A 26,305-nucleotide genomic window follows, 5' to 3' on the forward strand; every position below is an offset into this window, starting at 1 on the left:
TTTTTGCCCGCCCGCGCGGGCATACTAGGCCAGTCTCCATCCTTGGTACGCCAAACCCCATGCTTCGCGCCCTGATTCTCCTAGCCCTGTCTTGCCTGCTCAGCCCGGCCTTCGCCGATGAGCGTGCGCAGACCCAGCAGCAACTGGACGCCACCCGTCAGGACATTGCCGAGCTCAAGAAGACGCTGGGCAAGCTCCAGGAAGAAAAAGCCGGTGTGCAAAAGGACCTCAAAGCCACCGAGACCGATATCGGCAACCTCGAAAAGCAGGTGGAGGCCCTGCAGCAAGAACTAAAAAAGACCGAAGGCGAGCTGGAGCGCCTTGATACCGAGAAAAAAAAACTCCAGAGCGCCCGCGTTGAACAACAGCGACTGATCGCCATCCAGGCTCGTTCGGCCTACCAGAACGGCCGCGAGGAATACCTCAAGCTTCTGCTCAACCAGCAGAACCCCGAGAAGTTCGCCCGAACCCTCACTTACTACGACTATCTGAGCAAGGCGCGCCTGGAGCAACTGCGCACCTTCAACGAGACCCTGCGCCAACTGGCCAACGTCGAACAGGAAATCGCTACCCAGCAGCAACAGCTGCTGGCCCAGCGCGCCGACCTGGACACCCGCCGCCAGGCCCTGGAAACCGAGCGAGGCAAGCGCCAGCAGGTACTGGCCAGGCTCAATAGCGACATGAAGGACCGCGACCAGAAGCTGCAATCGCGCCAGCAGGATCAAGCCGACCTTTCCAAAGTACTAAAGACCATCGAAGAAACCCTCGCCCGCCAGGCCCGCGAGGCCGAAGAAGCGCGCAAGAAGGCCTTGCTGGCCCAGCAGGAAGCGGAAAAACGCCGTCAGCAGGAAGCCTTGGCCGCCGCTGCCGCCCGCGAACAGGCCGGCGAACCGGTGGAGCCACCGAAAAAGGCCCGCACCACCCTGGGTCCGATGGTTTCCAGCGATGGCGCGAGCTACGGCGGCGCATTTTCTGCCGCACGGGGAAAACTTCCATGGCCGGTCAATGGTCGATTGCTGGCACGTTTCGGTGATGCCCGCGGCAGCGATGCCCGTGCCAAGTGGGACGGGGTGATGATCAGCGCCAACCCGGGCACCCAGGTACGAGCCGTGCATGGCGGGCGCGTAGTGTTCGCCGACTGGTTGCGCGGTGCCGGGCTTCTGGTCATTCTCGACCATGGTAACGGTTACCTGAGCCTGTACGGCCATAACCAGAGCCTGCTCAAGAGCGCCGGTGATATCGTCAAGGCCGGCGAGGCCATTTCCACCGTTGGCGACAGCGGCGGCCAGGACGCTGCCGGCTTGTACTTCGCCATCCGCCAACAAGGTCGGCCTACCGATCCTTCGCAGTGGTGCCGGGGCTAGTCAAATTTCTACGGCGTAGCCCTTGGGCTGCGCCGACGCTCCCCAGGGAGCGCTTACAGGATCAGGAGTTCGTTCGACATGCTGCACTCGCCTCGTCTCACCCAGCTGGCCCTGTCCATCGCCCTGGCGGTCGGCGCGCCCCTGGTCACTGCCGCAGAGCCGGCCAAGCCGGCCGCAGTACCGGCCACCGAGGTGACCGCCAAGGCACCGCTGCCGCTTGAAGAGCTGCGCACCTTCGCCGAGGTAATGGACCGCATCAAGGCGGCCTATGTAGAGCCGGTGGACGACAAGACCCTGCTGGAAAATGCCATCAAGGGCATGCTCAGCAACCTCGACCCGCACTCGGCCTACCTCGGCCCCGAGGACTTCCAGGAGCTGCAGGAAAGCACCAGCGGCGAGTTCGGCGGGCTGGGCATCGAAGTGGGCCAGGAAGACGGCTTCATCAAGGTGGTCTCGCCGATCGATGACACCCCGGCCTCGCGTGCTGGCGTGCAGGCCGGCGACCTGATCGTCAAGATCAACGGCGCCCCGACCCGCGGCCAGACCATGACCGAAGCGGTCGACAAGATGCGCGGCAAGGTCGGCGAGAAAATCACCCTGACCCTTGTGCGCGACGGCGGCACCCCCTTCGACGTGACCCTGGCCCGCGCGGTCATCCAGGTCAAGAGCGTGAAGAGCCAGTTGCTGGAGAACGACTACGGCTACATCCGCATCACTCAGTTCCAGGTCAAGACCGGCGACGAAGTGGGCAAGGCCCTGGCCAAGCTGCGCAAGGACAACGGGAAGAAGCTGCGCGGCGTGGTACTGGACCTGCGCAACAACCCGGGTGGCGTGCTGCAGTCGGCGGTGGAAGTGGCCGACCACTTCCTGACCAAGGGCCTGATCGTCTACACCAAGGGCCGCATTGCCAACTCCGAGCTGCGCTTCTCGGCCGACCCGGCCGACGCCAGCGACGGCGTGCCACTGGTGGTGCTGATCAACGGCGGCAGCGCCTCGGCGTCGGAAATTGTCGCCGGCGCCCTGCAAGACCAGAAACGCGCCGTGCTGATGGGCACCGACAGCTTCGGCAAAGGCTCGGTGCAGACCGTGTTGCCACTGGCCAACGACCGTGCGCTGAAGCTCACCACCGCACTGTACTTCACCCCCAACGGCCGCTCGATCCAGGCCCAGGGCATCGTCCCCGACATCGAAGTGCGCCCAGCCAAGCTCACTGCCGAAGCCGACACCGACAACTTCAAGGAAGCTGACCTGCAGGGCCACCTGGGCAATGGCAACGGCGGCGCCGACCGCCCGACCGGCAGCGGCAAGCGCAAGGAGCGCCCGCAGGATGACGACTTCCAGCTGAGCCAGGCCCTGAGCCTGCTCAAGGGCCTGAACATCACCAAGGGCGAATGATCCAGCCCATGCGTTTTCTGTTGTGTCTGCTGTTTGGTCTGATGGCCAGTGCCGCGCAAGCGGCGCCGGCCGGCAAGGCCTACATGAGCATCATCATCGACGACCTGGGCCAGAGCAGCGAGCGCGACAGCCGTACCCTGGCCCTGCCCGGCCCGGTGACCATGGCGATCATGCCTGACACCCCACATGCCACAGACTTTGCCCGTCAGGCACACAAGGCTGGCAAGACGGTGATCCTGCACATGCCCATGGACCCGGCCACCGGACCCTATGCCTGGCACCCAGGTGTGCCGATTGAAACGCTGGCCAAGCGGTTGGACATGGCGTTGAGCAAAGTCCCGTGCGCTGTTGGCATCAATAACCACATGGGTAGCCGCATGACTGCCCAGGACGAGGCGATGGCCTGGTTGATGGCCGAACTGCAACGTCGTCACCTGTTTTTCGTAGACAGTCGCACCAGTGCCGCTACCGTGGCGGCGGCGCACGCACAGAAGATGGGCCTGGCCCATGTATCACGCGATGTATTTCTGGATAATGAGCGGTCGCTCGAGGCAATCGAACATCAATTGCTCCAGGGTATCGTCCTTGCCCGCAGGCAGGGCTCGGCAGTGCTTATCGGCCACCCGTATCCGCAGACACTGGCGGTACTGGCGCGCGAGCTGCCCCGGCTGAAAAGCCAGGGCATCGAACTGATCAGCCTGGAGCAGATGATTGCCGAACGTGGCAACCAGACGATGCCTGCGCATCGCAGGCACCGTGCAATTGCCCCAGCTGGCCAGGTCAGCGGAACGGAATGATGCCTCTGGCCTGCTCAAGGGTCAGTTTGCCGCGATGCAACCGCTGACCCGCAATGGCAGCCAGGCGGCTACTTAGCCGACGCTGGCTCCAGGTCTTGAGATGGCCCACGGTAAAGTCCTCAGCGTTGGCATCATGTGTAGGCAAATGAAAATGCGCAGCCCAGAGGTTGCGTTTGCTTGGCAGGCGCACAATACGGTATTCATCAAAGACGCTACCATCCTGCATGGTCTGCCTTGCGGTGTATTCGACCCGGATCAAACCTTCGCCATGCAGGAAGCGCAACGCTTCAGCCGAAGGATATTTGGTATCGGTATACAGTGTTGTCAGTTGCAGCCTCTTCTCGTGGCGTAGGGTATCGGCGTCACGCTCAAGGCTTCTTATCAGCGCATCGTTTCCTCCGGCATCGCGCACCACATCAACCGCCTTGTCCAGTCTCTCCAGCTGCTGGTCAAACAACTGGGCAAGCAAGGTGCCTTTGATATCGTTCTCGACATAGTCACTGGCCTTGGCTCGCACAGTGTTACTATCATCCAGCAAAGCCTGGACCCACATCGGCAAGTCACTCGACGCGCTATCTTCGGCCAAGGATGGGTGCTTGCTGACACGCTGCACCCACTGGCCCTCCACCAGGTCAAAAGTCGCCAGCACCTCCTCACTGAACGCTTCGCGCACCTCGACGACAGGCTGGCCGTCGATCTCGACCTGCGTGCCGATCATCAGCTGGCCCTCGCGGTTGCGCACCACCCGCTGTTGCTCGGTGGAAACCAGATACGGTACACGTTTGCCCACCGCATCAACGGCTGGCTGCTGCAGCGCGGCGACCAGGCGCTGTCCCGCATCATGCTTCAATTGCTCGACATGCTGACGGTACCGCTCAAGCATGGCAGGCTCTATCAGCTCGCCGCCATCACGCAGGATTCGAGCACTGTTGAGTAGTGCAGCAGAGTACTCATCCCATGCCTCCTGCAGGATCACCACCTGGTCTTCTGCCGAAAGATTGGCCATGTCCAGCTCACCGTGCGCATCAGCCGCACTGCGCAGGGACAGCCCGACCAGTTCTTCCCGATAGGCAGCAACCGTCTGCTGGCCAGAAGCTGCGTCCAGGTGCAACGCCAGTTCCGCGAGGTTTTGAACCTGGTGGAAACGCAGCTGGATCGTGGTGAATCTGCGTTCACGGATCAACTGCCCCACTGTTTTCTGGTGCTCGGGAATGACCGAGGATATGACCAGATCATCCGGCGAACTGGCCAGCAAGTCATCCAGTACGATGCCCATGGCGAGCATGCGATCCTGGTATTCGGCAACGATCGCCAAACGATCGCGAAGCGCGGCGTATTGTTCACCAACTTCTGCCAAGGGCTTACCATCAACGTTACTTTGCAGCACGCTCAGCTGAGGGTAGTCGGCAAGGATCCAGAACTCGTTATAAACGAACTGGCTGTCGCGAATCAGGTCGACTCGGCTCGTGGTCTGATGCTCTTCAAGCACAGGGTCCCAGTCACCTTTCCTGCGCTGGGTCGCATATTTGGCTTCTGCCATGGCCGATAAAAGCTCTAGCCGATCCTGACCTTTGCGAACGGCTTCTTCCAGTGAAGTCGCCGCCAGTTCCCGCGCTTGCACGATACGAGTCTTTAGCGTGGCGATTTTTTCGTCATACTTGAGCGCCAGCGATTGCAAACCCGACAGTTCCTCGGTCGCCGGTGCCGAACCGATCTGCGACGGCAAACCACTGCGCAAGCGCTGTACGGTTTCAAGCTCGCGCCCAGCGGCGACAACATCAGAGCCTGCGCTTGCCACGTTCAACCTGACGTTTGCGATTTCAGTGTCCAGGCGCGCAATTTGCGTATGCATGGCGTTGAACCGTGCGGCAGTCCGAGCTGCGCCGCCCGGGGCGCCCCCGGCAAGGCGTAACCCGTTATCGATGCGCCAGACTCCATTGATGAAGGTAAGCCATGGCCCTGGTGCGCCTGTGCCATCAACTACCCGAACACCCTGCGATAAAACCTCCACGCGGTAGACGTCACCCGACATGGCGGCATAGTAGTTGCCATCGATGCGATACAACCCCGCGTTCACACCCTCAGGCAGGGGCTGCAAACCATTGATCGACACCTTCGAGCGCATGGCTTGCAACTGCTTGCGCTGTGCCGGCGGCAACCAGTTGAAGCCGTGCTGGCCGCGCCACGAAAAGTCTATCGCCTGGCCGACCAAGGGGATGAGTGCCTGCTCGACGGGTTTGACAGCCACTTCGCCGAACGCCCCTGTCTGCGCTCGGGAGCCTTCAAAGCTCAAGGTACCAAGCAAGGCCTCGGGAGATACTTCAATATTCGGTTGATGGGCGTGCAGCAATACCATCGAAAGGTTCAGCAACAGATCGGCAATGGCAGCAGGCCGGTCGAAATCGCTGCCCTGCTCCAGCGCCATCAGGTCATGCTGCAACGACGTTAGCAGCTGCAAGAGCCAGGCTGCTGTAGCAACCGGGCCGCGCACCGCCAAGGTCGCTACATCGAACAACAGCCAGGCCCCCTCAGTCAGGAGCGCCCAGCGGCTTTCGGCAGTGGAAACGGATTGCAGGTCTGCCAGCTCGATCAGCAAATCAGCATTGGCCTTGTACAAACGTTCGTCGAGGTCGTTGTGCCAGAGCTTGATGTCGAGCACCGCCGGGGCAGGGCGCTCGGGCAACGCATACGGGTCGATGCCCAGGCTGACAATATGCGGCTCGGTGAAGCCACCTTGCTGGTAGATGCTCCTGGCGTCTGGCTCCATCCAGTCGAGGATGCTGGCTTGCAGCAACGACGACTCTTGCACGTGTTCAAGCAATGCGGCGAGGCTCGCATACTCGCGAACGGTGTCCTGCCGATACAGCGGCCGGTACAACAACACCCTACGCGGCTCGGCACAGAACAGGACATACATGCCACGTACCGCGTCTTTGTGCGTAGAGGTGCTACTGCGCCTGAATGCCAGGGGGAAAATGGTCATTCTAGGCGTCTGTGGGTCCACATGGCCCGCGCAGAAATCAACCACGCACTGCAAACCGGTTTCGGACACCTTTTCGTCCAGCTTCCCAGCCAGGGCGCTCGCCAGTAATGCGCTTCGCCATTCCTTGCCAAAGCGCATCACACGCTCGGCCCGCCCGTTAGTATCGTTCAGCCGAGCAGCCACGTAGGTCGGATACTGGCCTCCGATATCGAGTTCAGTCACCAGCTGTGCAGCGGCCTTTGCAGTCAGCCAGGCCGGGCTTGCTTTGCCGTCCTGGCGACGAATCTGTTTGATGAAAGCCCCCTTGAGCGAAGCAAGGTTGCCGATGGCGAACTGTGTCAGGGTCTTGCTGCCAACAAACACCAAGGGCTCACCACCACCTGCACCTGTCGCCGCCCCGCCCGGTACCCCGTTGGCGCGGTATAAGTCCAGCATCAGGTCATCGGGAGAGGTGTCATCGCCATGGTCCTCGGCGATCCGCTCACTCAACTTTTGGCTGGCGTACTCCGTTAATGGCTGGATGCCATCCAGCGCTGACACGCCATCGGCATCCATGTGGTGCAGCGCCAACTGCAGCAAAGCAGCACACCATGCAAAACTGTCCTGCGGCGCACTGGCCGTAATTCCCGGAGGTGGTACAACTGCTGCCGTCTCGTCCTCATAACGGAGGAACCAGGCGGCTGGATCGCTCAACCGGGCGTAGCACCGCTCAAGCTCGTCGATATCGGCAAAATTTTCGTGACGTAACAGCTCAAAGCGTTCGAACATGCCGTCGAGAAGCAGCGATACCTGTTGGGCAAACACGTTGCCCTCAACACTGCAGCGGGCCCAGCTGAGACTGTCGAAGCTGTAGCGCTGGGCCAATTCGTCGCGCAAGCCTTCGCCGAACGCTGATAACGAGGCAAAACTACGGACAATGCCCGACGGGGCGCACCACAACACCATCTGACGGGCATCGGACTCCCCCAGCACCAGCAGGCTGCTGAGCTTCTCCTGAAAATGCAGCGACCCACTTTCCAACTTGGCTTGCACAACAAACACCAGGGGCTGATCCTTGCCACCGCTGATCAAGCCGCGCAAGCAAGCCTGCTCCTCTTTGTCCAGACCTTGCAACGGTAGCCCGCGCAACAGGGCGGTGCGCAGCAGCAATTGCAACCAGCTGTCCCGGCTAACGCCAGCGCTACCCTTGGCCCGCCAGTAGTCCAGCTGCGCTTCACAGAACCGTTGCGGCAACTGTTCAAGCAGTTCATTGAGCGGGGCCGACAAACCGGCCAGTTGCCGCGTGGCAAATTCGCTGTCGGAGCCGGCGAAGCGGTAGTCTGCCGTCAAGCCCAGATTGTAATGACGCTCGCCGATTGGCTCCAGATCCAGCTCGCCAGGACCACGCAGGGCTTCGAGCACCCTGTCGAGCAAAGACTGTGTGGTCCAATAAGGCGTGGCAGGGTCTGGGCTATCAAGCATCAAGGGGTCGGCATCCGACAGCGCTGGGGTCACATAGGCAAGCCACGGCAGCTCAGCCAGCAAGACCTCCAGTAACTGGCGACTCGCCACTTGACGTAACGTCGGACGGTCGGAGAAATGCCTGGCGGCTGCGTACTGGAAGTCGAAGGCGGGATGTTTCATGTAAAGCACCTCTTGGCAAAACCAGAAAGGTGCCTTGGCTGTATCAACCGCGCGGGTTACATAATGCTTGGGCAAAAAAAAGGCCTTGCATTTGGCAAGGCCCTTTGGATATAGCTGATCAGCTGTAAACACGCCCCAGCAACTGGCGGTGGCTCTCGAACTGATCCAGCACATCGCGCACAATCTGGTCCGGAGCAAAGCCCATCAGGTCGTACTCCTGGCTACCATCGTGCAGGTACACCTCGGCGCGGTAGAAGCGCTGGCGCACTTCCGGCTCGCCCTCCACCGGCGCTTCGCTAGGCGCGGCCAGATAGCCGTCCAGGCTCACTTCATAAACGAACGGGTTGCCCTCTTCCATCATCACCCGCAGGCCCATCATGTTGCGCGACTGGCCGACACGGGTTTCCACCTCGAAGCCCAGGGTCTGCAGCTGAGCGGCCGCTTCCTTCAGCGCGGGGCTGACTTGTTTGTCCATGAAACGCTGCACCACGGCCTGGGTCGGCTGCAGTTCCAGCTGGGTCAAGCGCTCACTGAAGCCGCGACGACCGCGGGCGGCCAGCTCGGCACGCTCTTGCTCGACCACCACATCCTGCTTCATGGCCTTGTACAGGCCGAACATGAACAGCACCAGCACCACCGAGAACGGCAGGCCCGCAAGCACCACCATGGTCTGCATGGCCTCGAAGTTACCGGCAAACAGCAAACCGATGGTGACCAGGGTGATGACCACCGACCAGAACACCACCATCCAGTGCGGGGCGTCTTCGTCTACCTTGCCGCCTTTGCACGACAGGTTGGCCATCATCACCGCGCCGGAGTCGGCCGGGGTGAGGAACAGCACGAAGCCGACGAACACCGCTACACCGATCACGATCTTGGCCGCCGGGAAGTACTCCAGCAGCTGGTAGATCGACATCGACGGCTGCTCCAGGGCGGTCTTGCCCAGCTCCACGGCGCCCTGGTTGATCACCAGGTCCAGCGCGGTGTTGCCGAAGATCGACAGCCAGGCCAGGGTAAAGCCCAGTGGGATCAGCAACACGCCACTGACCAGTTGGCGCACGGTGCGGCCCTTGGAGATACGGGCAATGAACATGCCGACGAACGGACCCCAGGAGATCCACCAGGCCCAGTAGAACACGGTCCACAGGCCCAGCCAGCGCTCGGACTTGCCGGTTTCGCCTTCATAGACGTAGAGGTCGAAGGTTTTCAGCACGATGCCGTTGAGGTAGTCGCCGATGTTCTGCACGAAGCCGTTGAGCAGGTGCAGGGTTTCACCGCCCAGCAGGACGAAGATCAGCAGGCCGCTGAACAGCACGATGTTCAGGTTGGACAGGCGGCGGATGCCGTTTTCCACACCCGAGACCGCAGCCACGGTGGCAACGCCGGCCATGACCAGGATCACCACCAGCAGGTTGGTCTTGCTGTGGTCCATGCCGAACAGGTATTCCAGGCCGGAGGCCACCTGCATCGAACCGATGCCCAGGTTGGTCACCAGGCCCAGCAGGGTGACGAACATGCCGAAGATGTCCACGGCATTGCCGGCAGCGCCCTTGACCCAACGCTCACCGACCAGCGGGTACAGCGCCGAACGCAGGGCCAGCGGCTGGTTGTGGCGGTAGGCGAAGTAACCCACGGCAAGGCCGACCAGGGCGTAGATCGCCCAGCCATGCAGGCCCCAGTGCAGGAAGGTCAGCTGCAGGCCCTGTCGCGCTGCATCGAGGCTGGCAGAGGCGCCTTCCGGTGGGTTGTAGTAGTGGTCCAGCGGCTCGGAGGCGCCGAAGTAAAGCAGCGAAATGCCGATACCAGAGGAGAACAGCATGCCGGCCCAGGCGCCATAGCTGAAGTCGGGCTGGTCATCCTTGCCGCCAAGCTTGAGCTTGCCGTAGTCGGAGAAGGCCAGGTAGATGACGAACAGCAGGTAACCGCCGATTACCAGCATGTAGTACCAGCCGAAGGTGCGCGTCAGCCATTTTTGGGCCACGCCCAGCACTTGGCCGGCGGTTTCGGGTACAGCGATAAGCAAGGCAGTCAGAACGAGGATCATCAGCGCGGAGGTGAAGAACACCACGCGGTTGACCCGTACCCTCTCGGCCGGAGGGTTGGTAAGTGAGGCAGAACTCATTGCACGAATGCTCCGGGCAGTGCAGCTGTGGAGGCTAATCAGTCTTTCCCGAGCAATTGGTGGAATATCCCCACTGCATCAGGTGTTATAAAAGCACCCTTGGAAACCGTGATCCCGAATCGATACGTTGCAAAAAAACAGACAGGTGGCCTGCTGAAAATGCCACACCTCAGCCGAGGTGCGCGCATTCGTCACAGATCACCCCGCCCGCTCCAAGGGCCCGCCGCAGGGTCCATGACCGCACGGCAGAATCTGCATTTCGCATCGCTCATGCCCGTCAACGCCTTGTATTCCGGGGGTTACGCGATTTCCTGGGGTGTCAATCCGTGCTTTCTAGACCGCTTGAAAAACTGTCAATGGCACAAATTGTCGCAGAGCTTATTCTTTATTGATTGAACGTTCAATCAAAACAAAATAGACTGGCCTTCGCCGAGTCAGCCGCCCGTCGTCTGCTCGCAGGCCTGAGGAGATAGCAAGATGCCCAAGGTCGGTATGCAACCCATCCGCCGCCAGCAGTTGATCGAAGCCACGTTGCTGGCGGTCGATCAGGTCGGACTGGGTGACGCCAGCATTGCGCTGATTGCCCGTTTGGCCGGTGTGTCGAACGGCATCATCAGTCACTACTTTCGGGACAAGAACGGCCTGATCGCAGCGACGATGGGTTACATCATGAACATGCTCAACGAAGGCGTCAGAGCACGTCGCCAGGCCCTGACGGACGACAGCCCGCGCGCCCACCTGAAAGTGATCATCGAGGGCAACTTCGATGCCAGCCAGGTGAACGGCCCGGCGATGAAAACCTGGTTGGCCTTCTGGGCTTCCAGCATGCACCAGCCCGATTTGCACAGGTTGCAGCGGATCAACGACCACCGCTTGTATTCCAACCTGTGCTGCCAGTTCCGCCGCGCCCTGCCGCTCTACCATGCGCGCAAGGCAGCCCGCGGCCTGGCGGCTTTGATCGACGGCTTGTGGCTGCGTGGCGCCCTGTCGGGTGATGCATTCGACACCGACCAGGCGATACGGATTGCTTACGAATACATGGATCTACAACTGGCTAAACAGCACACCCTGGGTACAAACGACCAGGCCGCTGAACAAGCGCGTACGGCCCTGGCCAACCCGGCAGGAGCGTGACGCGCAAGCCAAACCACACACTGCACTTGCGAGGACACTATGGCCCGTTTCGGAACGCAAAAACTCTACATTGATGGCGCTTACGTCGACGCTGGCAGCGATGCCACCTTCGAAGCCATCAACCCGGCTACCGGCGAAGTCCTCGCCCACGTGCAACGTGCCACCGAGGCTGACGTCGAGAAGGCCGTCGAAAGCGCCGAGCGTGGCCAGAAAGTATGGGCCGCGATGACCGCCATGCAGCGTTCGCGCATCCTGCGCCGCGCCGTCGAGATCCTGCGCGAGCGCAACGACGAGCTGGCCATGCTGGAAACTCTGGACACCGGCAAGTCGTACTCGGAAACCCGCTACGTCGACATCGTCACCGGCGCCGATGTGCTGGAGTACTATGCTGGCCTGGTTCCGGCCATCGAAGGCGAGCAGATCCCGCTGCGTGAATCGTCCTTCGTCTACACCCGCCGCGAGCCGCTGGGCGTGACCGCCGGTATCGGCGCCTGGAACTACCCGATCCAGATCGCCCTGTGGAAATCCGCCCCGGCCCTGGCCGCCGGCAACGCGATGATCTTCAAGCCGTCGGAAGTCACCTCGCTGACCACCCTGAAACTGGCCGAGATCTACACCGAAGCCGGCCTGCCTAATGGCGTGTTCAACGTACTGACCGGCAGCGGCCGCGAAGTCGGCACCTGGCTGACCGAGCACCCACGCATCGAGAAAGTCTCCTTCACCGGCGGTACCACCACCGGCAAGAAGGTCATGGCCAGCGCCTCGAGCTCGTCGCTCAAGGAAGTCACCATGGAACTGGGCGGCAAGTCGCCACTGATCATCTGCGCCGACGCCGACCTGGACAAGGCCGCCGACATCGCCATGATGGCCAACTTCTACAGCTCGGGCCAGGTGTGCACCAACGGCACCCGCGTGTTCATCCCGGCTGAAATGAAGGCTGCCTTCGAGGCCAAGATCGTCGAGCGCGTTGCCCGCATCCGCGCTGGCAACCCGGAAGACGAAAACACCAACTTCGGACCGCTGGTCAGCTTCCAGCACATGGAAAGCGTGCTTGGCTACATCGCCAAGGGCAAGGAAGAAGGTGCCCGCGTACTGTGCGGTGGCGAGCGTCTGACCGCCGGTGATTTCGCCAAGGGTGCGTTCGTGGCCCCGACCGTGTTCACCGACTGCACTGACGACATGACCATCGTCAAGGAAGAAATCTTCGGCCCGGTGATGAGCATCCTCACCTACGAAACCGAAGAAGAAGTCATCCGTCGTGCCAACGACACCGAGTACGGCCTGGCCGCCGGCGTCTGCACCAACGACATCACCCGCGCCCACCGCATCATCCACAAGCTGGAAGCCGGTATCTGCTGGATCAACGCCTGGGGCGAATCGCCGGCCGAAATGCCGGTCGGTGGCTACAAGCAGTCGGGCGTCGGCCGTGAGAACGGCATCAGCTCGCTGGCTCAATACACTCGCATCAAGTCGGTCCAGGTCGAGCTGGGCGGCTACAACTCGGTTTTCTAAACCCTGTCTAGCCACGCCCGTGCCGCTGCGCACGGGCGTTCCCGCTCCCTTATCACCGCCAACACGAGGGTACTTTCATGTCCCAAGAATTCGATTACATCATCGTCGGTGCCGGCTCGGCCGGTAACACCCTGGCGACCCGCCTGACCGAAGACGCCGGCGTCACCGTATTGCTGCTGGAAGCCGGTGGCCCCGACTACCGCTTCGACTTCCGCACCCAGATGCCAGCCGCCCTGGCCTTCCCGCTGCAGGGCCGCCGCTACAACTGGGCCTACGAGACCGACCCGGAACCGCACATGGACGGCCGCCGCATGGAGTGTGGTCGCGGCAAGGGCCTGGGCGGCTCGTCGCTGATCAACGGCATGTGCTACATCCGCGGTAACGCCATGGACTTCGACGGCTGGGCAGAACTGCCAGGCCTGGAAGACTGGACCTACCTGGACTGCCTGCCGTACTTCCGCAAGGCCGAAACCCGTGACATCGGCCCGAACGACTATCACGGCGGCGAAGGTCCGGTCAGCGTGACCACGCCAAAAGCTGGCAACAACCCGCTGTTCCACGCCATGGTCGAAGCCGGCGTCCAGGCCGGTTACCCGCGCACCGAAGACCTCAACGGCTACCAGCAGGAAGGCTTCGGTCCCATGGACCGTACCGTGACCAAGAACGGCCGCCGTTCCAGCACCGCTCGCGGCTACCTGGACCAGGCCAAGAAGCGCCCGAACCTGACCATCGTCACCCACGCCCTGACTGACCGCGTGCTGTTCGACGGCAAGCGCGCCATTGGCGTGACCTACCTGGTCGGCGACAGCGAAGAGCGCGTCGAAGCCCGTGCCCGCAAGGAAGTGATCGTCAGCTCCGGCGCAATCGCTTCGCCGCAACTGTTGCAGCGCTCCGGCGTTGGCCCGCGCGCCCTGCTGGAAAGCCTCGACATCCCTGTGGTGCACGACCTGCCGGGCGTTGGCGAAAACCTGCAGGACCACCTGGAACTGTACCTGCAGTACGCCTGCACCCAGCCGGTGTCGCTGTACCCGTCGCTGCTGTGGTGGAACCAGCCGGCCATCGGTGCCGAGTGGATGTTCAACGGCACCGGCATCGGCGCCAGCAACCAGTTCGAGGCCGGTGGTTTCATTCGTACCCGCCCTGAATTCAAATGGCCGAACATCCAGTACCACTTCCTGCCGGTCGCGATTAACTACAACGGCTCCAACGGTGTGAAGGAACACGGCTTCCAGGCGCACATGGGCTCGATGCGTTCGCCAAGCCGTGGCCGTATCCAGGCCAAGTCGAAGGACCCGCGCCAGCACCCGAGCATCCTGTTCAACTACATGGCCACCGAGCAGGACTGGCAGGAATTCCGTGACGGTATCCGCCTGACCCGCGAAATCATGGCCCAGCCGGCGCTGGACCCGTACCGTGGTCGCGAGATCAGCCCGGGCGCGCACGTGCAGACCGACGAAGAACTGGACAAGTTCATCCGCGAGCACGCAGAAACCGCCTTCCACCCGTCGTGCTCGTGCAAGATGGGTACCGACGACATGGCGGTGGTCGATGGCGAAGGCCGCGTGCATGGCATGAAGGGCCTGCGTGTGGTCGATGCGTCGATCATGCCGATCATCATCACCGGCAACCTCAACGCCACCACGATCATGATCGCCGAGAAGATCTCGGACAAGATCCGTGGCCGCAAGCCGCTGCCGCGCAGCACCGCCAAGTACTATGTGGCGGGCGATGCACCGGTGAAGGGCAAGCCGATGCGTGAAGTGAAGCAGGCGTAAGCCTGCCCCGGCCTCTTCGCGGCTAAAGCCGCTCCCACAGGATTCTCACAGAACTTGAGATTTGTGATTCACCTGTGGGAGCGGGCGCGCCCGCGAAGAGGCCCACCCAGGCAATACAATGAAAGGCACCCATCGCGGTGCCTTTTGCACATCTGCAGAAACGCTTTACAGCCTGCCAATTCATCAGGTTAGAATCGATTGGCACGCGACTTGCCAGTCAAGTCCTCTTTCCGCAATACCCCGGAGTACCTGCCTTTGGATGCAAGCACCATCAACAGCCTGTTCCTGATCGGCGCATTGCTGGTGGGCGCAAGTATCCTGGTCAGTTCGCTGTCGTCGCGCCTGGGCATCCCTATCCTGGTCATCATCCTCGCTGTCGGCATGGTCGCCGGGGTCGATGGTGGCGGCATCATCTTCAACAACTACCCGACCGCCTACCTGGTGGGCAACCTGGCGCTGGCCGTGATCCTGCTCGACGGCGGCTTGCGCACGCGGGTAGCGAGCTTCCGCGTGGCACTGTGGCCGGCGCTGTCGCTGGCCACCATCGGCGTGATGATCACCACCGCCCTCACCGGCCTGGTCGCCGCCTGGCTGTTCAACCTGAGCCTGATCCAGGGCCTGCTGATCGGCGCCATCGTCGGCTCCACCGACGCCGCCGCGGTGTTCTCGCTGCTTGGCGGCAAGGGCCTGAACGAGCGGGTCACCGCCACCCTGGAGATCGAGTCGGGCAGCAACGACCCGATGGCGGTGTTCCTCACCGTCACCCTGATCGACATGATCGCCAGCGGCCAGACCGGCCTGCACTGGAGCCTGCTCACTCACCTGCTGCGCGAGTTCGGCATCGGCGGGCTGCTGGGCCTGGGCGGCGGCTGGCTGATGCTGCAACTGGTCAACCGCATCAAGCTGGCTGGCGGCCTGTACCCCATCCTGGTGATCGCCGGCGGCCTGGTGGTGTTCTCGCTGACCAACGCCCTGCACGGCAGCGGCTTCCTCGCCGTGTACCTGTGCGGCCTGGTGCTTGGCAACAAGCCGATCCGCAGCCGCCACGGTATCCTGCACATGCTCGACGGCATGGCCTGGCTGGCGCAGATCGGCATGTTCCTGGTGCTGGGGCTGCTGGTCACGCCCCACGACCTGCTGCCCATCGCCCTGCCGGCGCTGGGCCTGGCGCTGTGGATGATCCTGGTGGCACGGCCGCTGTCGGTGGTCGCCGCACTGCTGCCGTTCAAGGCTTTCCATGGCCGCGAAAAGGGCTTTATCTCCTGGGTCGGCCTGCGCGGCGCGGTACCGATCATCCTTGCGGTGTTCCCGTTGATGGCCGGCCTGCCGGACGCCCAGCTGTTCTTCAACCTGGCCTTCTTCATCGTGCTGGTGTCGCTGCTGGTGCAAGGCACCAGCCTGCCGTGGATGGCCAAACTGCTGAAAGTGACGGTTCCGCCAGACCCGGCACCAATCTCCCGTTCTGCCCTGGAAGTACACATCACCAGCGAGTGGGAAATGTTCGTCTACCGCCTGGGTGCCGAAAAATGGTGCATCGGCGCCGCCCTGCGCGAGTTGAAAATGCCCGAAGGCACGCGGATCGCGGCGCTGTTCCGGGGCGAACAGTTGCTGCACCCGTCGGGCAGCACCGTGCTGGAAGTGGGTGACATGCTTTGCGTGATCGGCCACGAGCACAACCTGCCGGCCCTGGGCAAACTCTTCAGCCAGGCGCCACAACGTGGCCTGGACCTGCGTTTCTTCGGCGACTTCGTGCTCGAAGGCGATGCCGAACTGGGTGCGGTGGCAGCTCTGTACGGCCTGAAACTCGACGGCCTGGACGCGAAAATGCCGCTGGCCCAGTTCATCCGACAGAAGGTCGGAGGCGCTCCAGTAGTAGGTGACCAGGTCGAATGGCATGGCACGATCTGGACCGTGGCCACCATGGACGGGAACAAGATCCAGAAAGTAGGCGTCAGATTCCCCGAAGGAACGCGACCCGGACCAGGATTGTTCCTCTAAACTTCGTTTCTGCCGGATCCACAAGTAGCCTGCCTATGTCACTGCGCGTGTACCTTCGCACAGCCCTCCTCGGGCTGTGTCTGTCTCTCTCTTTTGCAGCCACTGCAGCAGAAGCCCCGACCACCGCCAGCATCCAGAACAGCCTCGACAAGATCGCCGAGCGCAAGCTGCCCGAGGCCGAGCAGAAAGCCCTGCAGCAGGTGCTGGAGCAAACCCTCAGCCTGCTCGCCAGCAAGGAAGACAACGAGAAGAAGCTCGCCGCGCTGAAGCAGCAGCTGACCGGCGCGCCGAAAGAAACCAGCGACAGCCAGCGCGAACTGGCCAAGCTCAAAGAAAGCAAGCCTCAGCCGGTGGCCCAGCGGTACGCCACCCTGTCGGTGCCGCAACTGGAGCAGATGCTCAGCGAGCGCAGCACCCTGCAGGGTGAGCTGCAGAAAGCGTTGTCCGAAGCCAACAGCCTGATCATCAACTCGCAAACCCGCCCGGAACGCGCCCAGGCCGAAATCAGCAACAGCCAGGCGCGTACCCAGCAGATCAACAACATTCTCAAGACTGGCAAGGACGCCGGCAAACCGATCAACGCCGACCAGCGCAACCAGTTGAATGCCGAACTGGCCTCGCTGAACGCGCTGACCCTGCTGCGCCGCCAGGAGTTGGCCGGCAACAGCCTGCTGCAAGACCTGGGCAACGCCCGCCACGACCTGCTGATCGAGCGCGCCGCGCGCCTGGAGCAGGAAATCCAGGACCTGCAGACCCTGATCAACGACAAGCGCCTGGCCCAGTCCCAGGAAGCGGTCACCCAGCAGTCGATCGAAGCCCAGAAAGCCGGCGGCAGCAGCCTGCTGGCCACCGAAAGCGCGGTCAACCTCAAGCTCTCCGACTACCTGCTGAAAAGCACCGACCGCCTCAACGAACTGACCCAGCAGAACCTGCGCACCAAGCAGCAGCTGGACAGCCTGACCCAGGCCGACCAGGCGCTTGACGAGCAGATCAACGTACTCAAGGGCAGCCTGCTGCTGTCGAAAATCCTCTACAAGCAGAAGCAGACCCTGCCGCACCTGAAGGTCGATCGCGACCTGGCCGACCAGATCGCCGACACCCGCCTGTACCAGTTCGAAGTCAACCAGCAACGCGAGCAGATGAGCAGCCCGGTCACCTACGTCGACAAACTGCTGGCTGCCCAGCCACAGGAAGAGGTGACGCCACAGCTGCGCAAGGCCTTGCTGGAAGTGGCGATTACCCGCAGCGACCTGCTCGAGCGGTTGAACCGCGAGCTGTCGGCGCTGCTCAACGAATCGATCACCCTGCAGCTCAACCAGAAGCAGCTGCTGGACACCGCCCAGAGCCTGCGCACCACCCTCGACGAGCAGATGTTCTGGATCCCCAGCAACAAGCCGCTGGACTGGGACTGGCTGCGCTATGTGCCGGAGCGCCTGGCCGACCAGGTGGCCAACCTGCCGTGGGGCTCGGGCCTGAAGGAGCTGGGCGACGGCCTGAGCCAGCGCCCGTTGCTGTTCCTGCCGCTGCTGCTGGTGATCGGCGGCCTGCTGTGGCGGCGCAAATACCTGTACCAACGGCTGGGCAAGGTGCACCAGGACATCGGCCACTTCCGCCGTGACAGCCAGTGGCACACGCCCCAGGCAATTCTCATCAACATCCTGCTGGCGATGCCGGTCAGCCTGGGCCTGGCCCTGTGCAGCTACGCCCTGCAGATCGATGCCCGCGGTCAGAATGCCAACCTCGGTGCCGCCCTCTGGCAACTGGCCCAGGCCTGGCTGGTGTTCTACACCGCCTACCGCATCCTCGCCCCGGGCGGCGTGGCGGAAATCCACTTCCGCTGGCACAAGCCGCAGGTCGAGTTCCTGCGCGGCTGGGTGCGCCGCCTGGGCACCGTGGTACTGGCACTGGTCGGGGTGGTGGCCGTGGCCGAACATCAGCCCTCGGCGCTGGCCGATGATGTGCTGGGCATTGGCGTAGTACTGGCCTGCTACGCCCTGATGGCCTGGCTACTCAGCCGCCTGCTACTCAGCAGCCCGGCACACCGCGACACCTCGCTGTTCCGCAAGGCCGTGGGCGTAGCCTTCACCGCCCTGCCCATCGCCCTGTTCGTGGCCGTGTGCTTCGGCTACTACTACACCGCGCTGAAACTTACCGACCGTCTGATCTATACCTTGTACCTGCTGCTGTTCTGGCTGGTGATCGAAGCTGCCTTCGTGCGTGGCCTGTCGGTGGCGGCACGGCGCCTGGCCTACCAGCGCGCACTGAGCAAGCGGGCGGCGGCCAAGGAAGGGCTGGATGGCGAAGTCATCACCGAAGAACCCACGCTGGACATCGAACAGGTCAACCAGCAGTCGCTGCGCCTTATCCGCCTGGCGTTGCTTGGCGGCTTCATCGCTGGCCTGTACTGGGTGTGGTCGGACCTGATCTCGGTGTTCGCCTACCTCAACAACTTCGTCCTCTACGAATACACCAGCGGCACCGGCGCCGCCGCCAGCATGGTGCCGATCAGCCTCGGCGACCTGCTGGGCGCACTGGTGATAGTCGGCATCACCTTTGCCCTGGCCGGCAACTTGCCGGGCCTGCTGGAAGTGCTGGTGCTGTCCCGCCTGAACCTCGCCCAGGGCAGTGCCTACGCCACCACCACGCTGTTGTCGTACACCATTGTCGGTATCGGCATCGTCAGCACCCTGTCGACCCTGGGGGTCAGCTGGGACAAGCTGCAATGGCTGGTGGCCGCGCTGTCGGTGGGCCTGGGCTTTGGCATGCAGGAGATCTTCGCCAACTTCATCTCCGGCATCATGATCCTGTTCGAGCGCCCGGTACGGATCGGCGACACCATCACCATCGGCAACCTGTCGGGCACGGTGAGCAAGATCCGCATCCGCGCCACCACCATCACCGACTTCGACCGCAAGGACATCATCGTCCCCAACAAGACCTTCATCACCGGCCAGCTGATCAACTGGTCGCTGACCGACACGGTCACCCGGGTAACGCTGAAGCTGGGCATCGACTATGGCTCGGACCTGGACCTGGTGCGCGATCTGCTGCTCAAGGGCGCCCAGGAGAACCCACGCGTGCTCAAGGACCCGGAGCCGATCGTGTACTTCCTCAACTTCGGCGAGAGCTCGCTGGACCACGAGCTGCGCATGCACGTACGCGACCTGGGCGATCGCAACCCGACGCTGGACGAGATCAACCGCTACATCAACCGCGAGTTCAAGGCGCACAACATCAAGATCTCGGTGCGCCAGGTCGAGGTGTTCCTGATGGACTCTAAGGGCGGCAAGCAGCAGCTGATTCCGATGGAGCAGCCGAAACCGGATGGCACTCAACCTGTGTGAGTGGACTCCATAGGGCATGAACGCCCAGAATGCCTGCGAGGGCTATGCCCTCGATCGCCGGCAAGCCAGCTCCCACAGGTACTGCACACGACTTGAAGTCGGCGTGGTCGGTGTGGGAGCTGGCTTGCCGGCGATGGGCCGCAAAGCGGCCCTCAGGCACCGACCTCCAGGAGCAGCCCGTGAAAGCCCTCGACCAACTCACCTTCGACAACCGCTTCGCCCGCCTGGGCGACGCGTTCTCCACCCAGGTCCTGCCCGAACCCATCGCAGACCCACGCCTGGTGGTAGCGAGCGAGTCGGCCATGGCGCTGCTCGACCTCGACCCGGCCCAGGCAGAACTGCCGGTTTTTGCCGAACTGTTCAGCGGCCACAAGCTATGGGAAGAGGCCGACCCGCGGGCGATGGTCTATTCCGGCCATCAGTTCGGCTCCTACAACCCGCGCCTGGGTGATGGCCGCGGTCTGCTGCTGGCCGAAGTGCTGAATGACCAAGGCGAGCACTGGGACCTGCACCTCAAGGGCGCCGGACAGACGCCCTACTCGCGCATGGGCGACGGCCGCGCCGTGCTGCGCTCCTCGATCCGCGAGTTCCTCGCCTCCGAGGCCCTGCACGCCCTGGGCATTCCCAGCAGCCGGGCACTGTGCGTGATCGGCTCGAGCACCCCGGTTTGGCGCGAAACCCGCGAGAGCGCGGCCATGCTCACCCGCCTGGCGCAGAGCCATGTGCGTTTCGGGCATTTCGAATACTTCTACTACACCAGGCAGCCAGAACAGCAGCGCGTGCTGATCGACCACATACTGGAACAGCACTACCCCGAATGCCGCGATGCCGAGCAGCCCTATCTGGCCATGTTCCGCACCATCGTCGAGCGCAATGCCGAGCTGATCGCCCGCTGGCAGGCCTATGGTTTCTGCCACGGGGTGATGAACACCGACAACATGTCGATCCTCGGTATCACCTTCGACTTCGGCCCATACGCCTTCCTCGACGACTTCGACGCCAACTTCATCTGCAACCACTCCGACGACCGTGGCCGCTACAGCTACGCCAACCAGGTACCGATCGCCCACTGGAACCTCAGTGCACTGGCCCAGGCGCTGACCACGGTGATCGAAGTAGAACCGCTCAAGGAAGCGCTGGGCCTGTTCCTGCCGCTGTACCAGGCGCACTACCTGGACCTGATGCGCCGGCGCCTGGGCCTGACCACCGCGGAAGAGGACGACATGGCGTTGGTAGAGCGCCTGTTGCAGTGCATGCAGAGCGGTGGTGTGGACTACAACCTGTTTTTCCGCAAGCTGGGCGATCAGCCCTTAGCCGAGGCGCTGAAGGTGGTACGCGACGACTTCATCGACCTGGCCGGTTTCGACGCTTGGGGGGCGGACTACCTGGCCCGCTGCGAACGTGAAACGGGCAATGCCGAGGGTCGGCGGGAACGGATGCACGCGGTGAACCCGCTGTATGTACTGCGCAATTATCTCGCACAGAAAGCCATCGAAGCGGCCGAAGCGGGGGACTACAGTGAAGTGCGACGGCTGCATGAGGTGCTGAGCAAACCCTTTGAAGAGCAAGCCGGGATGCAGGCCTACGCCGAACGCCCGCCGGAATGGGGCAAGCACCTGGAAATCAGCTGCTCTTCCTGATTAACACCGAACCCTGTGGGAGCGGGTTTACCCGCGAACACCGGCGCAGCCGGTGCCAGCCACCGCGTCCTATTCTTCGCGGGTGAACCCGCTCCCACAAGGAATCGTGCAAGCCATACTGGAGATGAAATGTCCGACCCACTGGTAATCCCCTGCCCCCACTGCAACGGCCTCAACCGCCTGCCCGCCGAGCGCCTGGGCGACGCGCCGAAATGCGGCCGCTGCAAACAGGATGTGCTGCTGAGCACCCCCTTCGAACTTACCGAAGCCAGCTATGCCAGCCAGATCAAAGGCGACATGCCGCTGCTGGTCGATATCTGGGCCGACTGGTGCGGCCCGTGCAAGTCCTTCGCCCCCACCTTCGAACAGGCCGCCCGCCAGCTGTCTGGCCGCTGCCGCCTGGCCAAGCTCGACAGCGAAGCCAACCGCAACCTGGCCGGGCAACTGGGCATTCGCTCGATCCCCAGCCTGCTGCTGTTCAGGAATGGCCGTGAAGTCAGCCGCCAGGCTGGGGCGTTTCCACTCCAGTCGTTGCTGGATTGGTTGCGTAGCCAGGGGGTCTAAGCGTTCTCTTCGAGCAGCGAATGCAACTCGACAAACTGCTGGGTCAGCTTGTGCTTGGGCTCCAGGTGAATCAGCGGCAGGCTGGCATGGTGCGACTCACGCATTTTCACCGAGCTACCCAGGTACACCGGTAGCACCGGCAGGCCTTCTTCCAGCAGTTCGTCAAGCATCTGCTGCGGCAGGCTGGCGCGGGACTGGAACTGATTGACCACGATGCCTTCGACCATCAGGTCTTCGTTGTGGTCTTCCTTGAGCTCTTCGATCTCAGCCAGCAGGCCGTACAGGGCCTGGCGCGAGAAGCTGTCGCAGTCGAAAGGAATCAACACGCGATCGGCGGCGATCAGCGCGGAAACCGCATAGAAGTTCAGTGCCGGCGGGGTATCGATATAGATCCGCTCGTAGTCCTCGTCCAGTTCGTCGAGGAGCTTACGCAGCTTGTTGATCTTGTGCTTGGCCTCCAGTTTGGGCTGCAGGTCGGCCAGTTCAGCCGTGGCGGTGACCACGTGCAAGTTGTCGAACGGGGTTTCATAGATATCGACCTTGTTCTTCTTGCTGAACGGCCCGCTGGACAGGCTCTGCTTGAAGAAATCGGCAATTCCCATGGGGATCTCCTCGCCGGTGAGGCCGGTGAGGTACTGGGTCGAGTTGGCCTGGGCATCCAGGTCGATCAGCAGTGTCCGGTAGCCTTCATTGGCACTGACCGCCGCCAGGTTGCAGGCAATGCTCGACTTGCCCACGCCACCTTTCTGATTGAACACCACGCGCCGCATGATTGACCTCCGTGTATCAACGAATGCCCGAGTATGTGGCGCCGCTGCGGCAATGGCCAGTGCCATTTGACCGGGAGCGACAGTCTTGTGCTGCCGGCGATGTGGCCAGATCAGGGCAACTACACTACCCCGCCAGCCACCTGCCCCGTAAGCAACTCCGCAAATGCCTTGGCCATCACCGAATTGCCCCGCTCGCGCTGCACCAGCCATACCGCCGACATCGCCCCTTCATCCAGCAGCGTGCGATAAACCACCCCCTCGATGCGCATGCGCTGAAACGACGCCGGCAGCACCGATACCCCAAGCCCTGCAGATACCAGCCCGATGATGGTCATCGCCTCCCCCGCCTCCTGGGCAAAATGCGGGCTGAAACCCGCCTGGCGCGCCAGGCTCAGCAACTGCGCGTGCAACCCGCTGCCATAGCTGCGCGGGAAGAACACGAACGGCTCATTGACCAGGGCGGCCATGTGCACGCCATGCTCCGTGCCTTCGGCCAATGGATGCGAGGCATTGATCACCACCACCAGCGGCTCGCGAAACAGCTCGGTGACCACCAGCCCTTCTGGCAGCGGCATCGGCCGCATCAGCCCGACCTCGATGGACTCGTCGAACACCCCTTCTGCCACGTCGCGACTGCTCATTTCCTTGAGGTTCAGGTGCACCGCCGGGAAGCGCTGGCGAAACGCGTGGATGGCCTTGGGGATCTTCGAGGTGAACGGTGCCGAGGAGGTAAAGCCGATCTTCATCTCCCCCAGCTCCCCCAACTGCGCACGCCGGGCGACATCGGCGGCCTTTTCCACCTGCGCCAGCACCAGGCGGGCTTCCTCGAGGAACAACCGCCCCGCCTCGCTCAGCTCGACCCGACGGTTGGTACGCTCGAACAGCCGGGCCCCCAGCTCCTGCTCCAGCGCCTGGATCTGCTGACTCAAGGGTGGCTGCGAAATGCCCAGCTGCTGGGCGGCGCGGCCAAAATGCAGCTCTTCGGCCACGGCGATGAAGTAACGCAAATGGCGCAGTTCCATGATCAGCTCCGAACAGGTCGTAAAACATCTCAAATAGGTCGAACAATATATTGGATCTAATCATTAGCCAGCTATATGCTTTTTTCATTGCGCCAGAGGTACCCGCCCGTGAAAACTGCTGTAGCTCCCCTTTCCAACGAGCCCGAAACTGCCCCGCTGAACGAAATGTGGATCGAAAAAGGCACCCCCGCCTTCATGAAGACCGTGCTGGCGCTATTCAGCGGCGGCTTCGCCACCTTCGCCCTGCTGTACTGCGTGCAGCCGATGATGCCGTTGCTGTCGAAGGAGTTTGCCATCAATGCGGCGCAGAGCAGCCTTGTTTTGTCGGTGTCCACAGCCATGCTGGCGTTCGGCCTGCTGATCACCGGCCCTATCTCCGACCGCATCGGGCGCAAGCCGGTGATGGTGTTTGCCTTGGTCTGCGCGGCCCTTTCCACCCTGGCCAGCGCGGTGATGCCGAGCTGGGAGCTGGTACTGGCTACCCGCGCCCTGGTCGGCTTGTCGCTGAGCGGCCTTGCGGCTGTGGCGATGACCTACCTGAGCGAAGAAATCCACCCGCAGCACATCGGCCTGGCCATGGGCCTGTATATCGGCGGCAACGCCATTGGCGGCATGAGCGGGCGCCTGATCACCGGCGTGCTGATCGACTTCGTCAGCTGGCACACGGCGATGCTGACCATCGGCGGCCTGGCCCTGGTGGCGGCGCTGGTGTTCTGGAAGGTGCTGCCCGAATCGCGCAATTTCCGCCCGCAGGCGATGAACCCACGCAGCCTGCTGGATGGCTTCGTCATGCACTTCAGGGATGCCGGCCTGCCCTGGCTGTTCCTCGAAGCCTTCCTGCTGATGGGCGCCTTCGTCACCCTGTTCAACTACATCGGCTACCGCCTGCTGGCCGAGCCTTATCACATGAACCAGGCGCTGGTCGGCTTGCTGTCAGTGGTGTACCTGTCTGGCATCTACAGCTCGGCGCAGGTCGGCGCACTGGCTGACAAACTGGGCCGGCGCAAGGTGTTCTGGGCCAGTATCGTGGTAATGGCGGGCGGCTTGCTGATGACACTGGCCAGCCCGCTGGTGATGGTTATCGTAGGCATGCTGGTGTTCACCTTCGGCTTCTTCGGTGCGCACTCGGTGGCCAGCAGCTGGATTGGCCGGCGGGCGCTGAAGGCCAAGGGGCAGGCGTCGTCGCTGTACCTGTTCAGTTATTACGCAGGGTCGAGCGTGGCCGGGACGGCGGGCGGGGTGTTCTGGCACCAGTGGGGCTGGAATGGCATTGGGCTGTTCATCGGCAGCCTGCTGGCGGTGGCTCTGCTGGTGGCGTTGCACCTGAGCAAGCTGCCACCAAAAACTGCTTGAGGCCCATTCGCGGGTAAACCCGCTCCCACAGGGACCTCGCTACATATGAGAGCAGCGCTGTACCTGTGGGAGCGGGTTCACCCGCGAAGAGGGCCAGTGGCTCAGTTGATGATCTCAACCATATCCACATCAACCTCCCGGCTCATCAGGTGTTTCTCTACCTCACCGGTCAGCTTGACCTTGGTCTTGTCGTTGAACGGCGTCGGCGGCAGGTCTTCGTCGTCGATTTCAACGGTGATCGTGCCGGTACTGTCCTTGAACTCGTACTTGTCGTCGTTGTTGATCTTCTTGGTCACGAAGCCTTGCAGCACCACTGGGGTGTCGTCGGCAGCATCGTTGGCCGCAGCTACGGTGGTGACCGACTGGGCGCCGGGGCCGGTGTAGCCGGCAGCCAGGGCGGCAGTGCTGAACAGAGGGGCGAGGATCAAGGCGAGGTAACGGATTTTCATGGGACAGGTCCTGATTCGATTTCGATGGAAACAGCCTACCGCTGCTGGCTGAAGCCAACCTTAATCAGCACTGGCCTCATCCAGCGCCAACCCCAACTGCGCCTGCAGCCGCTCCCCGACAACTTGCAACTGCAAACTGCGGACCTGCGCGCCGTCAAGCTCCAGCGCATGCAGCCACCCCAGCAGTGGCGCAGGCTCGCCCTCGAGGCTTACGTCCACCTGACCGGCCCGTGCCTGCAACCCGGTAATTTGCAAACCGGCGGCCAGTGCGCGCTCGTTCAGAACAGCGGGTGTCAGCACCGTCACCGCTTCCCCGGCCAAGGCCGGGCCTGTCGAAACCCGTTGCAGATGCCCGCTGAGCTTCAGCTCATGCGCATGGGCGAGCTCGGCCTGTTGCGAGCGCTGCTTGCCGGGTACCCAGGCAAACTGCCAGAGCAGGACCATGGCCAAACTCCAGAGT

General features: G+C 62.5%; 17 protein-coding genes. 11 read left to right on the forward strand and 6 right to left on the reverse strand.

From position 1 onward, the window contains the following. Positions 1-59: 59 nt before the first annotated feature. From R9B85_RS10760 to R9B85_RS10770, 3 genes are all read left to right on the forward strand, one after another. Entirely contained in the window at positions 60-1,364 is a 1,305-nt protein-coding gene (locus R9B85_RS10760; RefSeq protein WP_112249603.1) for a murein hydrolase activator EnvC family protein, read from the forward strand. Between the two features lie 78 nt (positions 1,365-1,442). Next, the gene (locus R9B85_RS10765) at positions 1,443-2,759 is read left to right on the forward strand and encodes a S41 family peptidase (RefSeq protein ID WP_112249605.1); all 1,317 of its coding nucleotides are present in this window, start codon (positions 1,443-1,445) and stop codon (positions 2,757-2,759) included. Between the two features lie 8 nt (positions 2,760-2,767). Further along, positions 2,768-3,556 (forward strand): divergent polysaccharide deacetylase family protein, encoded by a 789-nt coding sequence (locus R9B85_RS10770; RefSeq protein WP_112249607.1) that lies wholly within the window; start codon positions 2,768-2,770, stop codon positions 3,554-3,556. On the opposite strand, the gene R9B85_RS10775 is transcribed toward R9B85_RS10770, so the two are convergent. Together R9B85_RS10775 and R9B85_RS10780 are read right to left on the reverse strand one after the other, a co-directional pair. Then, positions 3,540-8,162 (reverse strand): dermonecrotic toxin domain-containing protein, encoded by a 4,623-nt coding sequence (locus R9B85_RS10775; RefSeq protein WP_423771016.1) that lies wholly within the window; start codon positions 8,160-8,162, stop codon positions 3,540-3,542. The genes R9B85_RS10770 and R9B85_RS10775 overlap by 17 nt on opposite strands. A 118-nt stretch (positions 8,163-8,280) precedes the next feature. After that, positions 8,281-10,227 (reverse strand): BCCT family transporter, encoded by a 1,947-nt coding sequence (locus R9B85_RS10780; RefSeq protein ID WP_252378435.1) that lies wholly within the window; start codon positions 10,225-10,227, stop codon positions 8,281-8,283. A gap of 534 nt (positions 10,228-10,761) precedes the next feature. Here R9B85_RS10780 and betI point away from each other — a divergent pair. The 7 genes from betI (at position 10,762) to trxC (ending at position 22,251) form a co-directional block, all read left to right on the forward strand. Continuing rightward, positions 10,762-11,418 (forward strand): transcriptional regulator BetI, encoded by a 657-nt coding sequence (gene betI / locus R9B85_RS10785; RefSeq protein WP_112249611.1) that lies wholly within the window; start codon positions 10,762-10,764, stop codon positions 11,416-11,418. Positions 11,419-11,457: 39 nt separating this feature from the next. Continuing rightward, positions 11,458-12,930, forward strand: a complete 1,473-nt coding sequence (gene betB, locus R9B85_RS10790) for a betaine-aldehyde dehydrogenase (RefSeq protein WP_133975992.1) — start codon at positions 11,458-11,460, stop codon at positions 12,928-12,930. 77 nt (positions 12,931-13,007) lie between these two features. Continuing rightward, a complete protein-coding gene (gene betA / locus R9B85_RS10795) occupies positions 13,008-14,705 on the forward strand; it encodes a choline dehydrogenase (RefSeq protein ID WP_112249615.1) in 1,698 nt (565 codons plus the stop codon). Positions 14,706-14,960: 255 nt separating this feature from the next. Then, a complete protein-coding gene (locus R9B85_RS10800; RefSeq protein ID WP_112249931.1) occupies positions 14,961-16,703 on the forward strand; it encodes a potassium/proton antiporter in 1,743 nt (580 codons plus the stop codon). A 35-nt stretch (positions 16,704-16,738) separates the two neighbouring features. Continuing rightward, positions 16,739-20,047 (forward strand): mechanosensitive channel MscK, encoded by a 3,309-nt coding sequence (gene mscK, locus R9B85_RS10805; protein ID WP_215520517.1) that lies wholly within the window; start codon positions 16,739-16,741, stop codon positions 20,045-20,047. Between the two features lie 179 nt (positions 20,048-20,226). Continuing rightward, positions 20,227-21,687, forward strand: a complete 1,461-nt coding sequence (gene selO / locus R9B85_RS10810; RefSeq protein ID WP_112249620.1) for a protein adenylyltransferase SelO — start codon at positions 20,227-20,229, stop codon at positions 21,685-21,687. 129 nt (positions 21,688-21,816) lie between these two features. Further along, entirely contained in the window at positions 21,817-22,251 is a 435-nt protein-coding gene (trxC, locus tag R9B85_RS10815) for a thioredoxin TrxC (RefSeq protein WP_112249622.1), read from the forward strand. On the opposite strand, the gene R9B85_RS10820 is transcribed toward trxC, so the two are convergent. Then, positions 22,248-23,021, reverse strand: a complete 774-nt coding sequence (locus R9B85_RS10820; RefSeq protein WP_112249624.1) for a ParA family protein — start codon at positions 23,019-23,021, stop codon at positions 22,248-22,250. The genes trxC and R9B85_RS10820 overlap by 4 nt on opposite strands. 119 nt (positions 23,022-23,140) lie before the next feature. Continuing rightward, positions 23,141-24,043 (reverse strand): LysR substrate-binding domain-containing protein, encoded by a 903-nt coding sequence (locus tag R9B85_RS10825; protein WP_423771017.1) that lies wholly within the window; start codon positions 24,041-24,043, stop codon positions 23,141-23,143. Positions 24,044-24,118: 75 nt separating this feature from the next. Between R9B85_RS10825 and R9B85_RS10830 the strand changes: the two genes are divergently transcribed. Continuing rightward, entirely contained in the window at positions 24,119-25,396 is a 1,278-nt protein-coding gene (locus tag R9B85_RS10830; RefSeq protein ID WP_390899133.1) for an MFS transporter, read from the forward strand. A 101-nt stretch (positions 25,397-25,497) separates the two neighbouring features. Here R9B85_RS10830 and R9B85_RS10835 read toward each other — a convergent pair whose 3' ends face one another. Further along, positions 25,498-25,845 (reverse strand): YgiW/YdeI family stress tolerance OB fold protein, encoded by a 348-nt coding sequence (locus R9B85_RS10835; protein ID WP_207878230.1) that lies wholly within the window; start codon positions 25,843-25,845, stop codon positions 25,498-25,500. 60 nt (positions 25,846-25,905) lie between these two features. Next, a complete protein-coding gene (locus R9B85_RS10840) occupies positions 25,906-26,289 on the reverse strand; it encodes a hypothetical protein (protein WP_220087572.1) in 384 nt (127 codons plus the stop codon). Positions 26,290-26,305: the final 16 nt, after the last annotated feature.

Source organism: Pseudomonas sp. NLJ1, assembly GCF_049486705.1.
Classification (GTDB): domain Bacteria; phylum Pseudomonadota; class Gammaproteobacteria; order Pseudomonadales; family Pseudomonadaceae; genus Aquipseudomonas; species Aquipseudomonas inefficax.

Excerpts from the sequence above, each read along its gene's own strand:
- betA (WP_112249615.1), top strand. The coding sequence starts at position 13,008 with ATGTCCCAAGAATTCGATTACATCATCGTCGGTGCCGGCTCGGCCGGT.
- R9B85_RS10760 (WP_112249603.1), top strand. The coding sequence starts at position 60 with ATGCTTCGCGCCCTGATTCTCCTAGCCCTGTCTTGCCTGCTCAGCCCG.
- betI (WP_112249611.1), top strand. The coding sequence starts at position 10,762 with ATGCCCAAGGTCGGTATGCAACCCATCCGCCGCCAGCAGTTGATCGAA.
- R9B85_RS10820 (WP_112249624.1), bottom strand. The coding sequence starts at position 23,021 with ATGCGGCGCGTGGTGTTCAATCAGAAAGGTGGCGTGGGCAAGTCGAGC.
- R9B85_RS10765 (WP_112249605.1), top strand. The coding sequence starts at position 1,443 with ATGCTGCACTCGCCTCGTCTCACCCAGCTGGCCCTGTCCATCGCCCTG.
- R9B85_RS10825 (WP_423771017.1), bottom strand. The coding sequence starts at position 24,043 with ATGGAACTGCGCCATTTGCGTTACTTCATCGCCGTGGCCGAAGAGCTG.
- R9B85_RS10770 (WP_112249607.1), top strand. The coding sequence starts at position 2,768 with ATGCGTTTTCTGTTGTGTCTGCTGTTTGGTCTGATGGCCAGTGCCGCG.
- R9B85_RS10775 (WP_423771016.1), bottom strand. The coding sequence starts at position 8,162 with ATGAAACATCCCGCCTTCGACTTCCAGTACGCAGCCGCCAGGCATTTC.
- trxC (WP_112249622.1), top strand. The coding sequence starts at position 21,817 with ATGTCCGACCCACTGGTAATCCCCTGCCCCCACTGCAACGGCCTCAAC.
- betB (WP_133975992.1), top strand. The coding sequence starts at position 11,458 with ATGGCCCGTTTCGGAACGCAAAAACTCTACATTGATGGCGCTTACGTC.
- R9B85_RS10840 (WP_220087572.1), bottom strand. The coding sequence starts at position 26,289 with ATGGTCCTGCTCTGGCAGTTTGCCTGGGTACCCGGCAAGCAGCGCTCG.
- R9B85_RS10835 (WP_207878230.1), bottom strand. The coding sequence starts at position 25,845 with ATGAAAATCCGTTACCTCGCCTTGATCCTCGCCCCTCTGTTCAGCACT.
- mscK (WP_215520517.1), top strand. The coding sequence starts at position 16,739 with ATGTCACTGCGCGTGTACCTTCGCACAGCCCTCCTCGGGCTGTGTCTG.
- R9B85_RS10830 (WP_390899133.1), top strand. The coding sequence starts at position 24,119 with ATGCTTTTTTCATTGCGCCAGAGGTACCCGCCCGTGAAAACTGCTGTA.